Raw genomic sequence first — 18759 nt, 5'->3', positions numbered from 1 at the left:
TTGAAGAATTATATGAAATAGACCAGTAAGACAGAAAAAGCGGGGATGGCGTATTGATACGACATCCCCCTTTACATGGCGAGAGTTGTTAATTTCTTTAGAAATAAGTTAAACAAACTGAAGTGGAATATGCATTATATAAGCAAAAATGTTTTTTTCGAAGAACGAATAATGTTAAACTCAATTCGCCATTCAGTGTCGTCTGATACTGGTTTGAAGTGTAAAGCGGAACAAGCAACATGGAGATTTGCCTGATTGCTGTCGCTATACAGGATTACAGTTGGCTCATCTGCACCACCGATAATGTCAATACAGGCAATATCGTTTTGCATTTCCGGTGTAAAGGAGTCTGTTACAGGTACAACTTCTAAAGGTTTATCGCTATCTGCACAATCATGAATCGAAATGTCATTGTCTGGTTTAGGAGAAAGTGTATAGCTCATAGAGATAAAATGTGTGGGATACAACCAACGGTCAGAGCCCACGTGGTTTTGAGAAAGCGTCTGCTGTTCCAATTTTTGTACAGTTAATGCATATTCTGTTTCACTGACCGGATGGGAGAAAGTGAACTGGTCACCAGGAGCGTGTATCTTAAAATGCGGCCCAGGTACACGGAATGGTTGTTGCTCCATTATAAGCGAAAGAGATTTTATTGCAGGACGGCGTTTATCTGGCCACAGAAATGCCGCCCTAAAAATCATCCATCCATAGGAGATATCCAATTCGTAGTGTTTCACCGCCCATTTTGCTTCCAGTTCATTGTTTGTTTCGTCCGATAAGCAGGGATTAAAGACCGCCGAACAGCTGTGAGAGGCCTGCATTGTTTTTCCATTTAATTTTAAACAAGGAATAATATCAAGGCAAAGAGGGTTGTCTAAATCTATTTGCAGTTGTTGTTCTTGCGTAAAATTTAAACAAGAGTCATTTTCGGGGCTTAAATCCCACTTTTTCATAAATTCGCGAATATCTTCTGCCGGAGTACACATACAAAAATCCAAGACAAGACCTTTGTTGCAAGAATACACCGCAGGAATAATCCAATGATGCCCAGCCCATTCGAATTGCTTATTTAATCGAAGTTCTGTTCCGGCATGGCCTTTTCCTGAAGGCTCCCAGAAGTTTCCGTCAAAATAAACCTTCCATTCAGGGATGGTCGCTTCTACAGTTGGGTTCATATCCATATTATGTGTATTATCTTTGAGGCACTTTGCTCCCACAGAGGAAAGGTCAATTACGCTTTGCAAAAATTTCTGAAATATTCTGTTCATAATGTTCTCCATAATTCTGATTTTCTGAGTTACTTCAATTATGATTAATGATATCATAAAAATGTTTTGCTTTATATTTTTATTTGTTCTCTTCATTTTGTGTTCCGAAAGGAAATTTTCTACTCATACTATATATCGTAAAAAATTCCGGATGGTAACAAAAACTTTAAAATTCTTTTAAAGTCAAAAAAGAAGTCCACTATTCAGACAATGGATTTTTTACGTTGATGATTTGTCAAATATATATTACAGGAGAGATCAGCATATTATAAGGATTTATCGGCATGCTGGACATGAAAATAGAAGAAAAGTAAAGATGGTAAGTGCACTCAAAAAATGATGCAGCAACAAGATATGGTGTTTCGTTTACTGTATTTTATTGACGAATTCAATATATTGTGTTACCATATAAATGGATTATTTTTTATGCATGGTTTGCCACGCAGCAAAGTTTTTTGTTCCGGATATGCTGTTCCGGGAGCAACATTTAGGCGAAGGCCTTTTATCAATAGGAAGACATCAAAAATCAAAAGAAGATTTTTGGTGTCTTTTTTTGTTGTCCAAAAACGAAATGTGAAGTGTGCAAAAAAACAGGAAGGGAGGAAATGTAAAATAATCCACAAAAGATGAACAGGAAAATCAAAAAAGGAGGCAGAATATGGGACAGGCTATATGCATTCGAAAAGATGAAAAACCATTGGGATATGACTGGGAATGTGGACATGAGGAATTATATGTCAGAGTGAATATGTACTACAACGGATCCCTGTATATCGGATTATGGCAAGAGCAAAAGGAATGTGAGGAAAAGCTGGAATTATTCGGAGATCTTACAATTGGAGTTATGGGATTCCTAAGGCCAGGGCAGGCAATAATCTCGGATTGCGGAGCAAAAGCAAAGGTTGCGTTTATTGAAAAGTATAAACTCGGAAAAGTTATAGGTAAGAGGAAAATCAATTATGGCAGCTATTATGTCGTAGAGTTTAATCTTGCACGACTTGCACAGCTCGATCCAGAAGGTACGGAAAGATATCTGCTCGAAAATGGTCTTGATCAAAAAGAATTTAAAGCAGATTAGAGTAAAGATGTACATTTAAAAACCAGGCAATAAAGGTGGTGCGGCATGAAAGACGACGAATATAAGGGATATTACTGTCTGCTGATTGCAATCCTGTGCAATTTGAATGCAGCGGAAGCCAGCACAATGTACGAATACGGACCAGATCATCCGCTTTGCCGGAAAATACTGAAAAAGAAAGTTCGGAAACCGTCCATAAAAAAGCTCAAGGAATCAGAAATGGCAGCGGCTATGAAGGCTCTTCTTGATCAGGGATACAGCCAGGATGCAGTATCGGAAGCATTTCAGTGTTTTCCATCTACGGTCAGGCGCAGAGTAAGAAAATTAACAGAAAGGAAGGAAACGAATGACAGATCAGAAATTGATTGCAGGAATATTTAATGATTTTTTAGGACTTTATACGGGTAAAATTCAGACCGGTATCCGTCCTTTGATTGAAAAATATAAAAACCATCCCATGCTGATGGGACTCCTCTCCAATTTGGATGAAGCGGCAAAGATTCAGGCACCGAAAGCCATGAAAGAAATTTATTCTTTCTATAAAGAATATCGTGGCAGGGATCTGGAAGATGCTGACTGGAAGGAACTGACGGAAAAAGCCCGTCAGATCTGTGCAGGATGGGAGGAAAATGAATGGGTTCGCCGTATTGTACTGGAAATGATCAGCCTTTTGGATTCTGATGATGCAGAGAGACGCAGGATTGCATTGGAAGTAGAAAAAGAAATGGAAGCGGCTGAACAGAAAATGAATGCGGCATAAAAAGCAGGCAGAGGCAGGAGATTTTTTCTTCTGCCTCATGTTTTTATCAGGAAAGAAGGGACCGATTATGTTAAATGAGATCATAAAAACTGCAGAAGAATTAAATACAGCAGCATTGTATTACCGCCAGAGCGGGAATATGGATGGTGTGCGGGAACTTGCCAAAGCACATGCAGTTTCCAAAAAACAGACAGAGGAATTTATTCAAGGCAGCCGCTACCGGCTGGTTGATATACCGATTGAGGAAAGAAAGTTTGCGAATGCGTCTGAAAAACTGCGTGCAGAAATGTTTGCCTTAAAGGATGCAGGCTTTGCAGACATCATAGGACAGTATCTCGTAAATCTTGCCAAAACGGATTCTGCTTTAGATGCACAGGTGTTAAAAAAACATAAGATGCTTCAGAGATGTTTGGATTACGTGACGCAAAAAGCCTATAACATTGCACTGGAGGAAGCGAAAAAAAAGGGAGAGAACGGCATTCGGGCCAATACAGGCCTGGCACTCTCCGACGACCAGGTTTTTCCCTGGGTACTTGAATATTATGCGAAAGATGATGAAAAAGAAATAGCAGAAAAAGAGCAGGAAGAAAAGAAAAAGATTCAAAAGGAATGGGATTCGGTAAATAAGAGAACGAAAACAATACCGAAAAACCAGGGGACAAAGAAAGATTCCGAGGTGCATCCCAAAGAAGCAGCGGAGCAGGAAGAAAAGCATATCAGCAGGAAAAAATCAAAAGATTCCGGGCAGATGTCCTTGTTTGACATGATGCAGCCGAAAGAGAGTTGAAGGAGAAAGATATGATCGCATATAAAGGATTTCAAAAGGATTTGAAATGTCGGGGCTTTCAGTTTCAGGAGTATGGCATAAATGAAACGGAAAAAGCAAACTGTAGACAAAATGGATTTCATTGTGCAGAAAACCCACTGGATTGTCTCTGCTATTATCCGAATTGGAAAAATTCCGTGTATTACATAGTAGATGCATCAGGGGATTTGGATGAAGATGGAGAAGATTCAAAAATCTCCTGCACAAAGATGCGCCTGTTAAAGAAAATTGAATTGAGAAGCCTGTTATTACACGGAGCTGCTTACATGTCGAAATATCCAAACCGGAAATGGAACTCCCATGTTGCAAAAGAAAGCGGGACCAGCTGCAACGGATTTTGTATTGTACGTGGAAAATCCCCCAAAGCCAAAGGACAAAAGGGCGATTTACTGTTACTTTTAAAGGAGCAGCCTGGCAACAGCCAGATCCTGGAAATTGGGGTCATCTGTATCGATGGTCAGAAATATCCGGAGGAAGCATGGATTGATGTGACTGGAAAGCTGGTGGAGTTATGAGAAAAAAGAGGTTGATGGAGTTAAAACCATTAAAAGTGATGAACAGACATATCGCCGATGCAAAGAAAACGGAAATATCTTTGAGTACACTGGAGAAACAAAGGGGTGAACCCGGAAAATATCGGATGTATTGTCGGGCAGCAGTAGAAAAAGGAATTTTAAAAGTGTATCTGTTTGCCGTAACGGATATTGAGAAGAATATAAACTTTCCAAGGTACCGTCTGTTTATCAGCAGAAAAGAGAGACGGTTTATAACCTATGATGAAAAATTAAAAAAATGGAGAAAGGCACTTCTTGAAAGTATCTTATGGGATGTAAGGATTAATCTTGGCAACATCTATGTAAATGACTGTGATACAAAGGTCATCCAAAAATATTTAAAGACAATGCAGCCTGCAATCCGGGCACTGGAAGAGTTTCAGGCGAATATCCGTAAAGAACAAAGGATACGTCATGATAAAAAACTTACAGATTCATGGGACCAGGTGATGAAAACTGTATCTGGACTGCCTAAGAACTGGATCGGATGGGTTTCAAAATATGGAATTACGGAACACTATATCTTCTACAAGTATCAGAAAAATGGTGCTACAGAAGGATACTGTACACATTGCAAAAAACATGTTCCTATCCGCTCACCCAAATATAACCAGAAAGGACAGTGCAATGTGTGTGGACAACCGATTACTTTTCGTTCTGTGGGAAAGTCTGGAAGATTTTGTACAAAGTGGTACAGAGTCTATCTTATCCAGAGGAGACGCAAGACTTCTGGTTTTGTGCTCCGGATCTTTCATGCCAGAACGTGGTATAAAAAGGGCGGCTATACAGATTGCGAAACTACCTGCCATGAAGAGCAGAGAAGAATCTTCTCTGCAAATGGAGAGGAAATTTCCAATTTCGTTTATGATCTGTTCAAACAACGGGAAATGCGTTGGATTTCGTGTAGAAGTTCTTGGTATTATACTTGCTGTGACAGTCAATATAAAGGAATGGTTTATCCATATACCCTGTCGGATCTGTCCAGGCATGAATTAAAAGAAACAGGTCTGCGTGAGTACGCCCTTGGTCAGAAAAAGATAGATCCGGGAAAATATCTTTACCTGTGGAAGACATACCCGGTACTGGAACAGATTGTAAAAGCGGGGCTTTTCCAGTTAGTTGATGATGTACTGGACCACAGGGCAGCAGATGCAATAAAAAGAAAAGGCAGAAAACCAACAGAATTCCTGTCCGTAGATAAGAAAGAGTTTCGAAGACTCCGAGATATGAATGGCGGGGTAAAAGAACTTAAATGGCTGCAACTTGAAAAGAGTACAGGAAAAACAATCGGGGATGAAGAAATATGCTGGATGGTAAAAGAAGGATTTGAACCAAACGACCTGAAGTTTGTTCTGGATCAGATGAGCATCTGCCAGATTCGACATTATCTTGTGAAACAATCAGAAAAATCCGGGGATGATATCAGCCATGTGCTGCAGGTGTGGAACGATTATCTTTCTATGGCAAAAAGACTGGGAATGGATATACATGATTCCATTATTTACCGTACCAGAGATCTTCAACTGCGCCATAAAGAGGCGGTTTTGAAGATAGAAGAAATGAAACGCGGAATCCGACGCAGGGAACTGGAAGAAAAGTATGTCGGATTTCAGAAACATCTCATTGATTTGAAAGAAAAATATGAGTTCAGTGACGGTGAATATCAGGTTATTGCGCCAAAGAGTATCGATGACATCCTATATGAAGGTGATACGCTTCATCACTGTGTAAATAAAACGGATACTTATTTTGACCGGATCGTTTCAAAGGAAAGCTATATCCTGTTTTTGCGGGAAAAAGAGAATCCGAAAGTACCGTTTTATACACTGGAAGTTGAACCAGATGGAACTATCCGGCAAAAACGTGCGGAATTTAATCGTCAAAATAAGGACATTGATAAAGTGACTTCTTTTTTAACATTGTGGCAGAAGGAAATTCAGAAACGATTAACCCAAAAAGATCGTAAGAGCACAGAAGAAAGCAGGAAGCTCAGGCGGCAGAACTATCAGGAGATACGTGATAAGCATGTAGTTGTCCATGGCGGAACATTTGCTGGGGAACTTCTGGCTGATCTTTTAGAGAAAGATTTAATGGACCTACCAGTGGAATCGGCAGAAAACGAAGAAAGCCCTACTGAAATAGCGGCGTAAATAAAAAAATAAAATGGATGCGGCAGGGAGTTCCCCGGCTGCATTTGAGCAGAAAAGAGAAAATGACATTATATGCAGCAAAAAATGAAGGAGAGGACGGAAATGAATAAAAAAGAATTGCGTAATATGAAATTGCTGGAAGCTACGGATGAACTGATAAAACTTGCAAAAGAAGATGTGCCAGTAAGAGATAAAAGATACTATACGGAGCAGCTGATTTATCAGAGAGGGCTATATTTACGTGCAGAAGTAGAAAACAATATTTTAAAAGTAGCATTTTATCTGGCAGAATATCTTTCCACGGACTGTCGGAAACCTGTATATACATTATATATTGATAAAAAGAACGATATTTTTAAAGGGTATGATTACCGGACAAAGAAATGGTCAGATAGTATGCTGGATAAGACCATTTTCTCAAAATGGTTATATCAGGAAAATTCTTATATGAAAGAGGCGGATACAGCGTTGATCCAAAAGTATCTTGAAAGTGAATATGACGATGCTTTTTATGCACTGTATGTATATCAACGTGAGCAGAGACACCGGAGGCTGGGCATGAAATATGAAAAAATTCTGACAAGCTGGGATCAGTGTATGGATAGACTTCCAAAAATTCCGAAAGACTGGCTGAGATGGCAGAAAAAAGTTGGAATTACCCAGAATTTTATCTTTTATCATTACAGCCGCAGGAAAGATCAGACAGGATATTGTAGTGGGTGTGAAAGCGAAGTTCCAATCAGCCATCCTCACCATAATGCAGTGGGGAATTGTCCAAAATGCAGACATCAGATTCAATATAAAGCATTAGGCCGGGCCAAAAATATAGAAACCCAAAAAGAGACTGCATACCTGCTTCAGACCTGTGGAAATAATGTGTTTGTTTTGAGAGAATTCCAGCTTCAGATGCTCATAGTAAGCAGCTCATATAAAAAACCAGTATATTCTTTCTTTGAGCGCCGGAGAATCCTGTATGATGAAGAATTAAATACGAAAGAATATTATTTCGGCCGTCATCATTGGACAAAAGAAAACCGCTGGATCCAGGGTAAATTACAGGTTCCACTGTATCCAGGTTACGGTGGCTATATGACCTATGAAAAATATAATATGGGAAATATTTATGGGAAATCACTGTATGGCATTAAAAACAGGACATTCCGTAGGACAGGATTCTACGAATATGCAAAAACCAAAAAGTATTTAGATCCGGTAAGTTTTTTTGAACTGGTTAAAGAAAGACCTTATCTGGAACGGCTCATTAAAGCAGGACTTTATCATCTCGCAGAAGACATTATGGATAATAAAGCACAGATCTATTGTGAAGATTCCGGAGACCTTGGAAAAGCACTGGGAATTGATAGATTCCGCTTAAAAAGGCTGCGTACAAACAATGGGGGAGAGATTTTTCTTCAATGGCTATTACTTGAAAAAGCCCAAAACAAGTTGATCCGTGACGATGTGATTTCGTGGATGTGCCGGGAAAAGCTTAAACCAGCGGATCTTATGTTCATTATGGATCGTATGGCCCCTTTACAGATCAAAAATTATCTGGAAAAGCAGGCAGCAGAAAGTGGGGAATCCGTGAAAGACCTGATCAAAACATGGAAGGATTATCTTAATATGGCAATTCGGGTCGGAGTGAATGTGCAGGATTCTGTTATCTACCGTGCACGAAAGCTCATGCAGAGACATAATGAAATGATAAAAGAGATAGAAGCAAAAGATTTGATTTTAAGAGCCGGAGAGCTGGAAAAGAAGTATCCGGGTCTGAATCGTATATGCAGGGATTTGAAAAAATATGAATATGCGGACAAAGAGTATCAGATCGTTGTGCCGGAAAAAGTGGATGACATTTTGTATGAAGCAAAACTGATGCATCACTGCGTAAATAATACAGAAACCTATTATGAACGAATGAGCCAGCAGGAATCCTATATCCTGTTTTTGAGAAAGGCAGAACAACCAACGGAGGCATACTATACGCTTGAAGTGGAACCGGATGGGACCATAAGGCAGACACGTACTTTTTATAACCAGCAGAATGAAGATATTGAGCTTGCAAGGGATTTTCTTGTAAAATGGCAGAAACAATTAAAAAAGAAACTGGCAAAAGAAGATTATAAACTGGCTGTAAAAAGTCAGAGTCTCAGGAAAAAAGAGATTGACGAGCTCCGCAGCAAAGGCGTTCGTGTAAACGGTGTTGGGTATTGCAACAAATTGCTTGCTGAAATTCTGGAGGAAGATTTAATGGAGGCTGGGAATCGAGAACTGGAAGAACAGGCCGCATAATAGCAGATTGATATATCACAAAAGTAACTTTAACAGTAAAATGAAATTCCTGTGAAAATTTGGGGATATTTACAGAAACAGCTCTGAAATTCTCTTTTATTTAAGTATAAGGGATTTTATGGAATTCCTTAAATATACTCGAAACGGAGGATGAGATTTGGAGGAAAAATTAAAGTTGCTTTGGCTGATATTGATCTTTGTTGATTTTGGGCTTATGTTTGTTTCATTTCCAATCTTGATTTATGTGATTTTTTGTATGACATGAATACAAAAAGCCTTCTGTAAGTGCCCTTTTCCGGTGAAAAGACCGGAGGGGCATTTGCATGAATGCAACAGTTTATGCATGTATTCGCAGGAATACGAGTAAAATACTACCCAGCTGCTACTGTTTAAAGCCTGTAGTGAAATTGACATTAAGTATCTGGAATGATACGATAAAATTGAACATTTTGCAAGGCAGATCGCACAAATTTTATTCTGATACGAGGTCAGAATTTTATACTTTATACCGCGTCTGCGGATCAACCGATAAAGACACAAAAAGAGTAAAATGAACTCTTGGAGTGTCTTTTTTTGTTTGGCAAAATGTTTTGACATGTATCAGATCCAATCACGATAAAAGGAGGAAAGAAGTTTTTATGCCACGTAAAATCAGATCAAATTACATGGAGAAATTCAAATTTGTGTACAATGGCAGAACTTTTGAAAGTAAGCATAAATGCTGTAATTTTTATGGAATATGTTACCGTAGCGTAATGGCATATCAGAATCAATATAAATGTAGAACTGAAGAAGCGATTACACATTTTATTGAATTAAAAAAAAGTAAAGAGATCATATTCCGAAATCGAAAATGGGCCAGCATTAAGACCTGCTGCGAATTTTATGATTTAAACGAAGATTCTGTCAAGACCGATATGTGGAATCGAAAATGCACACCACAGGAAGCGATTGAACGGGCAATAGAATGGAAAAAGGCACATGAAATCACATATCATGGTGTGAAATACCCATCACTGCCTCAATGTTGTGAAGACCTGGAGATAAATCCTATATCAGTACGTTTGTATATGGAAAAAAATGGGGTTTCTTCTACACGTGCGATTACACATTATATCAAATCTAAAGAGAAAAGAGCCTTTGAATTCCGTGGAAAAGAATACAAAAATTTTACGGAATGTTGTCTTGCGTATGGATTAAAGCCAAAGTCAGTAAGTTCAGCAGTATTTAAAGCGAAACGTCCTCACGCGGATGTTATGGAAGAAATTATCTCTCATATGGAAGGTTGTATGCCAAAAGAAGTAACGAAAAAAGAAGAAATTCCTGAAAATCAGGTGATGTCTAAAGAAAGGCATCGTGCGAAAGAGGCTTTTTTTTATGAGGGAAATAAATATATCTCACTTGGACAATGTTGTGAATTCTATGGAATTAATGAATCTAGTGTACGCAGTAGAGCTTGGCGAAAAAAGTGTACATGGGAAGAAGCTGTGAAATATTATATTCAAAAAAAGGAAACAGAAACACCGAAAATGCAATTCTTTTATAAAGGGAAAAGGTATAAAAGTGTTTCAGCATGTTGTGCTGAATACGGCGTTAATGCTTCCAGTGTGCGTAACCGTGCCAAAACAACAGAATGCAGCATTGAAGAATCTTTGGATCATTTCATAAAGAAAGCCAGAATGGAAACACAACCGGCGGTATTTATTTTTAGAGACAAAACCTATAGGTCTTTGGAAGAATGCTGTCTGGAATATGGAGTCAACGCTGACAGTGTATCTTCAAGAAAATATAGATTGAATTGTACTATGGAAGAATCATTGGAGCATTTTATTGAAAATAAAGATATGATTGCCGAAAGAATACAAAAATTTACATTTAAAGGAATAGAATATCGAAGTCTCCGGGCATGTTGTCAAAAATATGGTATTGATGATATATGTGTGAGACAAAGAGCACGAGATAAGAATTGTTCTCTTGAAGAATCGTTTACACATTTTATGACGAGAAAAAGGAAAAAAATGTTAAGTAACCCGGAATTTGAATATCATGGAACTGTTTATCCATCGCTTAAAGTATGCTGTGAGGAATTAGGAATAAATAAAAGCAGTGTAATAAGTCGAAGCCATAGGGCCGGATGCAGTTTACAGGAAGCAGTGGAGTATTATGTCAGCCAACAGGAACGTAGAACATTGGATTAATCTATAAGGCCAGCAGGCAGCCTTTTTTAGAATTTATATAATAGAGAGGAGGAACGGTCAATATCATCTGCCTGCAGATATTGACCGGTTATATATGTTGCGAAAAAAAACACAGCCGGAAGCAAATAACGATAAAATTCTTATATCCGTTAAAGAAGCCTGTGAGCTTACAGGACTTTCTGAGAAAACAATGAGATCATTGATGAATGAAAACTGTTTCATGGTACGGATTGGGCGCAGAACACTGATTGATAAGAAAAAATTTCAAAAATGGATAGATCGGCAGTCTTGAAAGCTTTTTTTTGTTGTGCTAAAATATATATCCAGTGTCATGCATTATCATCAGAAAGGATGGTGGTGTTATGGGCAAAAACTTAAAGGGTAAAGAATTAGGAAAAGGATTATATCAAAGAAAAGATGGACGATATGAGGCCAGAATTTTCGTTCGCGGTACAGGAAAAACGTTTTCAATTTATGGTACAAATTTACAACATCTAAAAAAAGAAAGAAATGCCTACCTTGCTAATGTTTCCCCCGGAATTGCAGGATATGATCCTAGAATTTCTGTTTCAAAGTGGTATGAAAAATGGATGCTTATTTATGTGGTGCATTCTGTTAAAGCAACCACTTTAAGTAACTATGTAAATGGTTTTGAGCGAGTAAGAGAATATATTGGTTACATGAGGTTAATAGAGGTCCGTCCAACACATATTCTTGACATGATAAAGGGACTCGAAGAAGAAGGATATGCACGTACAACGGTAATACAATCATTAAGTGTAGTCCGTCAGCTTTTCAAAAAGGCATATGGTGGAAAAATGATACCCATAGATCCCGTAGCCGATATTAAACTGCCTAAAGAAGAACCGGGTGAAATACCTGATGAGAAGATAATGCAGGAACAAGAAGATGAAAAATGTCTTAGTATATATGACACTCATCGTTTCCTTGAGAGCTGCAAGAATACCCGGTATTATGAACTCTTTTTTATTCTTCTTCATACAGGATTACGTATAGGGGAAGCACTTGCCCTAGAATGGTGTGATCTTGACTTTAAGCATGAAAAGCTTCGTGTATATAAAACCTTAAACAGAGTTACAAAATATTATGATTCGAAAGGAAATGAACTTCCTGAAAGGTATTCTACTATTCAGATTACAACACCAAAGAAAAGTGCCAGCAATAGAAAGGTTCCATTAACGGATGCAGTGATTGCTGCTTTTATGAGCTGGAAGGAAAAACAGGATCGTGATAAAGAAAAACTGGGGAAAAACTGGGGAAAAACAAATATACTTTTAAAAAAATATCCCGGTCTGATTTTTACAACATCTTCAGGAAGAAGTTATCTTCCATCATCAGCTCAAACAGAATGCAGGCGGATTGTTGGGATTGTTAATAAGCATGAAATTGCTCTGGCAGAAAAAGAGAACAGAGATCCGAATTTAATGGATGTTCATCCTCATATTTTCCGTCATACTTTTGTAACAAGATGCATTCAATCGGGAATGGATGCCGCTACAGTAAAGAAAATAGCTGGACACTCTGATGAAAAAATGACTAATTATTATACACACATTGAAGAAGAACATATAGATGACGAATACGAACTGTATATTCAAAAATACGGAACAGAAACCTGATTTTGCAAATGGAGATAAAATTTTAAAGAGAGGTTTAAATACTTGAGTATAGACAAAAACACTAACGAGGGAAAAAACTATCGTAATAATGTGGTCAAATCAACATCTGGGACTTCTAAAAGCCGCATAAACACTGGGTTTCCGGAGAATATTAGTGTATTATCACCGATGATGCAGGAATACTGCAAGACAAAGGAACAATATAAAGACTGCATTTTATTCTACCGCCTTGGGGACTTTTATGAGATGTTTTTTGATGATGCATTGCTTGTTACCAAGGAACTGGAGATTACCCTTACAGGAAAAGATTGTGGATTAGAGGAGAGGGCACCCATGTGTGGTGTCCCTTATCATGCTGCGGAAACTTATATCAACCGCCTTATTGAGCGCGGACATAAAGTAGCGATCTGCGAGCAGGTAGAGGACCCGAAGAAAGCCAAAGGTCTGGTAAAGCGTGAGGTTGTAAGGATTGTAACCCCGGGAACCACTCTGGATGCGGCTTCCCTTGATGAGACAAAGAACAACTATCTGATGTCTATCGTCTCTATCGAAGAACATTTTGGATGTGCCATTGCAGATATTACCACAGGTGACTGCTTCCTCACAGAAGTAGACAAACCACAGAAACTTCTGGATGAGATTAATAAATTCGTACCTGCAGAGATCATCTGCAATGATTCTTTCTATATGTCCAATATAGATACCGATGACCTGCAGAACCGTCTGGGAATCTGCGTCTTTTCACTGGATTCCTGGTATTTCGATGATGAATTATGCCGCCGTACGCTGAAAGAACACTTCCACGTAGGCTCTCTGGAGGGACTTGGAATCGGAGATTATGACTGCGGCATCATTGCAGCAGGTGCTCTTTTCCTTTATCTGAAAGAAACACAGAAAACAGCCCTGTCTCATATGGCAACGATTCGCCCATATGCAGCAGAGAAATATATGCTTATCGACAGCTCCAGCCGCAGAAACCTCGAACTTGTAGAAACCCTGCGTGAAAAACAGAAACGAGGTTCCCTCCTCTGGGTACTGGACAAGACAAAAACAGCCATGGGAGCCAGAACTCTCCGTGGTTATGTAGAACAGCCGTTGATCGACAGAGATGAGATCGAGGAACGTCTCGAAGCACTGGAAGAATTAAATAAAAACGGAATGCTCCGCGATGAGATCAGAGAATATCTCGGACCAATTTACGACCTGGAGCGACTGAGCAGCCGTATCAGCTACAAGTCAGCGAATCCACGAGACCTGATCGCATTTGCATCTTCACTGGAAATGCTTCCATATATAAAGCAGGTATTAAAAGAGTTTAAAACTCCTCTGCTTCAGAAAATTTATGAAGACATGGATCCTCTGGAAGACGTGACTGATCTGATCAAACGTGCCATTGTAGAAGACCCGCCGCTTGCCCAGAAGGATGGAGGCATTATCAAAGAGGGATACAATGAAAATGTAGACAAATTCCGCCGTTCCAGAACAGACGGTAAGAAGTGGCTTTCTGAACTGGAAGCAAAGGAACGTGAACGTACCGGCATCAAGACCATGAAGATCAAGTACAATCGTGTATTTGGCTATGCTCTGGAAGTCACCAATACATTTAAAGATCTGGTACCGGATAACTACATCCGTAAGCAGACACTTACCAATGCAGAGCGTTACATTACTCAGGAGTTAAAGGAACTGGAAGATTTGATCCTCGGTGCAGAGGATAAACTTTATGCTCTGGAATATGAATTATTCTGTAATGTACGTGATACAGTCGGCAAAGAAGTTGTGCGTATTCAGAAAACAGCCAAAGCTGTAGCTGCGCTGGATGTATTTGCTTCCCTTGCACTGGTTGCAGAACGCAATCATTTCGTCCGCCCGAAGACAAATACAACAGGTGTGATCGACATCAAGAACGGCCGTCATCCGGTTGTAGAGCAGATGATCGAGAACGATATGTTTATCGCAAATGATACATATCTGGATAATAATAAGAAACGTGTATCTATCATTACCGGTCCGAACATGGCAGGTAAATCCACCTACATGAGACAGACAGCCTTGATCGTTCTGATGGCACAGATTGGAAGTTTTGTTCCGGCAGAGAAGGCAAACATCGGAATTGTTGACAGAATTTTTACCCGTGTAGGTGCATCCGATGACCTGGCAAGCGGCCAGAGTACTTTCATGGTAGAGATGACAGAGGTTGCCAATATTTTAAGAAATGCAACTTCAAAGAGTCTGCTGATCCTTGATGAGATCGGACGAGGAACCAGCACATTCGACGGTCTTGCAATCGCATGGGCAGTGATCGAACATATCAGCAACGCCAAGCTTTGTGGTGCCAAGACTTTATTTGCTACTCATTACCATGAACTTACTGAGCTGGAGGGCAAGATCCCGGGGGTGAATAACTATTGTATCGCAGTCAAGGAAAAAGGCGACGATATCGTATTTCTGCGTAAAATTGTTCAGGGCGGTGCAGATAAGAGCTATGGTATCCAGGTTGCCAAACTGGCAGGCGTTCCGGATTCCGTGATCCAGCGTGCCAAAGAGCTGGTAGAGGAACTGAGCGATGCAGATATCACGGCAGCAGTAAAAGATTTAACAGCACCAAAGAAGAAAAATCCGGTATATGACCAGATGGATATGGCACAGATGTCACTGTTTGATACCGTAAAAGATGACGACATCATTGAAGAGATCAAAGGTCTTGATATGGGAAATATGACTCCTATCGAGGCGATGAATACACTTTATAACCTGCAGAACAAGATTAAGAACAGATGGTGATAAAAGTTGAGAAAAATTGCAGTATTAGACCAGCAGACCATAGATAAAATCGCTGCCGGTGAGGTAGTGGAACGTCCGTCTTCCATTGTAAAAGAGCTTGTGGAGAATGCCATTGATGCCGGGGCAACTGCGGTAACAGTGGAGATCACAGACGGCGGCAAAAAGATGATACGTATTACAGATAATGGTGGGGGTATGGAACGAGACCAGGTACCCCTAGCATTTTTGCGTCATGCCACCAGTAAAATTGAGAAAGTTGAGGATCTGGAACACATCGCTTCTCTTGGTTTTCGAGGTGAGGCCTTATCCAGTATTGCTGCAGTTGCACAGGTGGAACTGATCACGAAGACACCCTCGGCATTAAGCGGTGTACGTTATGTGATTAACGGCGGCGTAGAGGAATCCTTAGAGGATATGGGAGCACCGGAGGGAACGACATTTCTGGTAAGAAATCTTTTTTATAATACACCTGCGAGAAGTAAATTTCTGAAATCAGATACAACGGAGGGAAATTATATCAGCACACTGATGGAGCAGCTGGCATTGTCCCATCCGGAGATTTCCTTTAAATACATTCAGAACAAACAGGTGAAGCTTCACACATCCGGTAATTACAGTGTGAAAGATGTAATCTATAATATATATGGAAGAGATATCACCAAGGCACTTCTTGAGGTATCTTATGAAAATGATTTCATGAAGATTGAGGGATTTGTCGGAAAGCCGGAAATCTCCAGAGGAAATCGTACTTTTGAAAACTATTATATTAATGGACGATTTGTAAAGAACCGGATTATTGCCAAGGGAATTGAAGATGCCTATAAGGGATTTCTCATGCAGCACAAATTTCCGTTTGTTTCTCTTCATATTCAGATGGAGGGAAATGACCTGGATGTAAACGTACATCCGAGCAAAATGGAGGTACGATTTGCCAGAGGAACGGAAGTCTATGATGCAGTTTATGAAACTGTTCGCAAGGTACTTACGACACGGGAAATGATCCAGAATGTTCCTTTTGGAAAAGAGGAAAACACAAGAAGAACATCATCAGCAGTGCAACCGGGAGATGTACCGGAACCATTTGAAATGAAACGCCGTGCCGGAATGCCGGAATATCGCACTCAGGTAGCGAATACAGTTAATCGTGTTTCTGAGACGTCTTCTTATACTCCACTTCCGCGCGGAACGATCACCATGGCAGAACAGACAGTCCGTGAACAGAGAATCTACCAAACAAAAGATCCGTTTACAAAAGCAGAGGAGCAGCTTTTTGAGGGAACATTAAGTGACAGAAAAGCTGTAGCCTCCGGGGCATCTGAAAAAAAACCAGATGCAACGACCGTACAGTATAATAACCCGCAGGAGAAGACAGCTAATGCTCAAAATATAAATCCATCTGTAGAGGAAAATTATTCTGCTGATAACCGGGAAAACAGTCAGGCTAATAACGTAATGGATGCAAATGTATCTATACGTGATATACATGAAACTGACGATACTGTCAGTTCTAATGCATCCGAGAGTGGAAATACAGAACAGATAAATCCGATGCAGAATGCGGCAGGACAGGAAAATTTTACATCTGCAGAAACCGGCAGTCAGTTTAAACCTCAGCAGCTTGAACTGTTTGAGGAAAAACTCCTTGCTCCGGAATCCCGCAGCCGTCACCAGCTGATCGGACAGATTTTTGATACTTATTGGCTTGTACAGTTCGAGGACAGATTTTTCATTATCGACCAACACGCAGCTCACGAGAAAGTCTACTACGAACGTTTTGTAAAACATTTCCGTGAACAGACCATTGAATCCCAGTATCTCAGCCCACCGCTCATTGTAACCCTGAATCTTCAGGAAGAGGCACTCCTCGAAACAAACCGTAAATATTTCGAGGATTTCGGCTTCGAGATTGAGCCATTCGGCGGTAGGGAATACTGTATCAATGCAGTACCTACCAATCTTTACGGATTAGACGAAGAAGAACTGTTTCTGGAAATGCTGGACAACCTTGCTTCCGAGAAAGACAAAGATCCGCTTGGCATCTTTGCATCCAGACTTGCGACTATGGCATGTAAGGCAGCAGTAAAAGGCAATCACCAGATGTCCACGCAGGAAGCAAATATGCTGATCGATGAACTCTTAACATTGGACAATCCATACCATTGTCCTCACGGAAGACCAACCATCATTTCCATGACCAAAACAGAACTGGAAAAGAAATTCAAACGTATTGTATAAGGAGATATTATGAAGAAGCCACTGATTGTCCTCACCGGACCAACAGCAGCAGGTAAAACTCATCTCTCCATAGCACTTGCAAAAGCAGTAAACGGAGAGATCATTTCCGCAGATTCCATGCAGGTATATAAATATATGGACATCGGATCAGCCAAGATCTGTCCGAAAGAAATGCAGGGAGTAAAGCATTATCTGGTAGATGAACTGCTGCCGGAGGAAGAATTTCATATCGTAAAATTCCAGCAGATGGCAAAATCAGCCATGGAAGAAATCTATGCCAAAGGAAAAATCCCGATCCTGGTAGGGGGAACCGGATTCTATATACAGGCAATTACGAAAGATATTGATTTCACTCAGGCAGAACAGAAAGATGGCTACCGTCAGGAATTAGAACAGCTTGCAGCAGAAAAAGGAAATGAATATCTTCACCAGATGCTGCAGGAAGTAGATCCGGTCAGCGCCAGGGAAATCCATGCGAACAATGTAAAACGTGTAATCCGCGCCCTGGAATTTTATCATCAGAATCATTCTCCGATTTCAGCACACAATCAGGAACAGAAAGAACATGAAACCCCGTACAATCTGGCATATTTTGTCCTGAATGTTCCACGAGAACTTCTCTACAAACGCATTGATGACCGAATTGATGAGATGCTGAACGCAGGACTTCTTGATGAAGTACAGAAATTGAAAGATATGGGATACCACAGAGGAATGGTTTCCATGCAGGGACTTGGATATAAAGAAATCCTTGCTTATCTGGACGGAGAGTATCCGCTGGAAGAGGCAGTAAGAATCCTGAAAAGAGATACCAGACACTTTGCTAAACGTCAGCTTACCTGGTTTCGCAGAGAGAAAGACACGATCTGGATGAATAAAGATGAGTTCGATTATAACGAAAACATGATCCTGGAGAGGATGTTGGAAATCTGTAAAGATAAGAAGATTCTCTAAAAAAACAATAAAATAAACGA

At 40.0% G+C, this 18759-nt stretch carries 14 protein-coding genes; 13 read left to right on the top strand and 1 reads right to left on the bottom strand.

From position 1 onward, the window contains the following. Positions 1 to 134: 134 nt before the first annotated feature. A complete protein-coding gene (locus R8695_RS08250) occupies positions 135 to 1268 on the bottom strand; it encodes a hypothetical protein (RefSeq protein WP_154780637.1) in 1134 nt (377 codons plus the stop codon). Positions 1269 to 1926: 658 nt separating this feature from the next. On the opposite strand from R8695_RS08250, the gene R8695_RS08245 reads away from it, so the two are divergent. The 13 genes from R8695_RS08245 (at position 1927) to miaA (ending at position 18739) form a co-directional block, all read left to right on the top strand. After that, positions 1927 to 2346: a DUF4313 domain-containing protein gene (locus R8695_RS08245; RefSeq protein ID WP_148446896.1), complete on the top strand. Its 420-nt coding sequence runs from the start codon at positions 1927 to 1929 to the stop codon at positions 2344 to 2346. Positions 2347 to 2391: 45 nt separating this feature from the next. Beyond that, the gene (locus tag R8695_RS08240) at positions 2392 to 2727 is read left to right on the top strand and encodes a hypothetical protein (protein ID WP_005422925.1); all 336 of its coding nucleotides are present in this window, start codon (positions 2392 to 2394) and stop codon (positions 2725 to 2727) included. Continuing rightward, positions 2693 to 3106: a hypothetical protein gene (locus R8695_RS08235; protein WP_005422924.1), complete on the top strand. Its 414-nt coding sequence runs from the start codon at positions 2693 to 2695 to the stop codon at positions 3104 to 3106. The genes R8695_RS08240 and R8695_RS08235 overlap by 35 nt, the downstream gene beginning before the upstream one ends. Positions 3107 to 3173: 67 nt before the next feature. Further along, positions 3174 to 3893, top strand: a complete 720-nt coding sequence (locus R8695_RS08230) for a Cas9 inhibitor AcrIIA9 family protein (protein WP_167515485.1) — start codon at positions 3174 to 3176, stop codon at positions 3891 to 3893. A gap of 11 nt (positions 3894 to 3904) precedes the next feature. Then, entirely contained in the window at positions 3905 to 4447 is a 543-nt protein-coding gene (locus R8695_RS08225) for a DUF7666 domain-containing protein (RefSeq protein WP_154780635.1), read from the top strand. Beyond that, positions 4444 to 6636, top strand: a complete 2193-nt coding sequence (locus R8695_RS08220; protein WP_154780634.1) for a PcfJ domain-containing protein — start codon at positions 4444 to 4446, stop codon at positions 6634 to 6636. Before R8695_RS08225 ends, R8695_RS08220 begins: the two co-directional genes overlap by 4 nt. A gap of 102 nt (positions 6637 to 6738) precedes the next feature. After that, positions 6739 to 8928, top strand: a complete 2190-nt coding sequence (locus R8695_RS08215; protein WP_243139552.1) for a PcfJ domain-containing protein — start codon at positions 6739 to 6741, stop codon at positions 8926 to 8928. Between the two features lie 638 nt (positions 8929 to 9566). Continuing rightward, positions 9567 to 11126, top strand: a complete 1560-nt coding sequence (locus R8695_RS08210; RefSeq protein WP_154780632.1) for a hypothetical protein — start codon at positions 9567 to 9569, stop codon at positions 11124 to 11126. 94 nt (positions 11127 to 11220) lie between these two features. Beyond that, positions 11221 to 11418 (top strand): helix-turn-helix domain-containing protein, encoded by a 198-nt coding sequence (locus R8695_RS17875; protein WP_005422911.1) that lies wholly within the window; start codon positions 11221 to 11223, stop codon positions 11416 to 11418. Positions 11419 to 11488: 70 nt separating this feature from the next. Next, entirely contained in the window at positions 11489 to 12766 is a 1278-nt protein-coding gene (locus R8695_RS08200) for a tyrosine-type recombinase/integrase (RefSeq protein WP_118044560.1), read from the top strand. 168 nt (positions 12767 to 12934) lie between these two features. Then, positions 12935 to 15550, top strand: a complete 2616-nt coding sequence (gene mutS, locus R8695_RS08195; RefSeq protein WP_118511544.1) for a DNA mismatch repair protein MutS — start codon at positions 12935 to 12937, stop codon at positions 15548 to 15550. A gap of 6 nt (positions 15551 to 15556) precedes the next feature. Further along, positions 15557 to 17785, top strand: a complete 2229-nt coding sequence (gene mutL, locus R8695_RS08190; RefSeq protein ID WP_154780631.1) for a DNA mismatch repair endonuclease MutL — start codon at positions 15557 to 15559, stop codon at positions 17783 to 17785. Between the two features lie 9 nt (positions 17786 to 17794). Next, the gene (miaA, locus tag R8695_RS08185; protein ID WP_154780630.1) at positions 17795 to 18739 is read left to right on the top strand and encodes a tRNA (adenosine(37)-N6)-dimethylallyltransferase MiaA; all 945 of its coding nucleotides are present in this window, start codon (positions 17795 to 17797) and stop codon (positions 18737 to 18739) included. Positions 18740 to 18759: the final 20 nt, after the last annotated feature.

This window comes from Blautia luti (genome assembly GCF_033096465.1).
GTDB classification, from domain to species: domain Bacteria; phylum Bacillota; class Clostridia; order Lachnospirales; family Lachnospiraceae; genus Blautia_A; species Blautia_A luti.
Note: the sequence above shows the minus strand (reverse complement) of the source record. Positions and strands in the feature narration are given on the sequence as shown.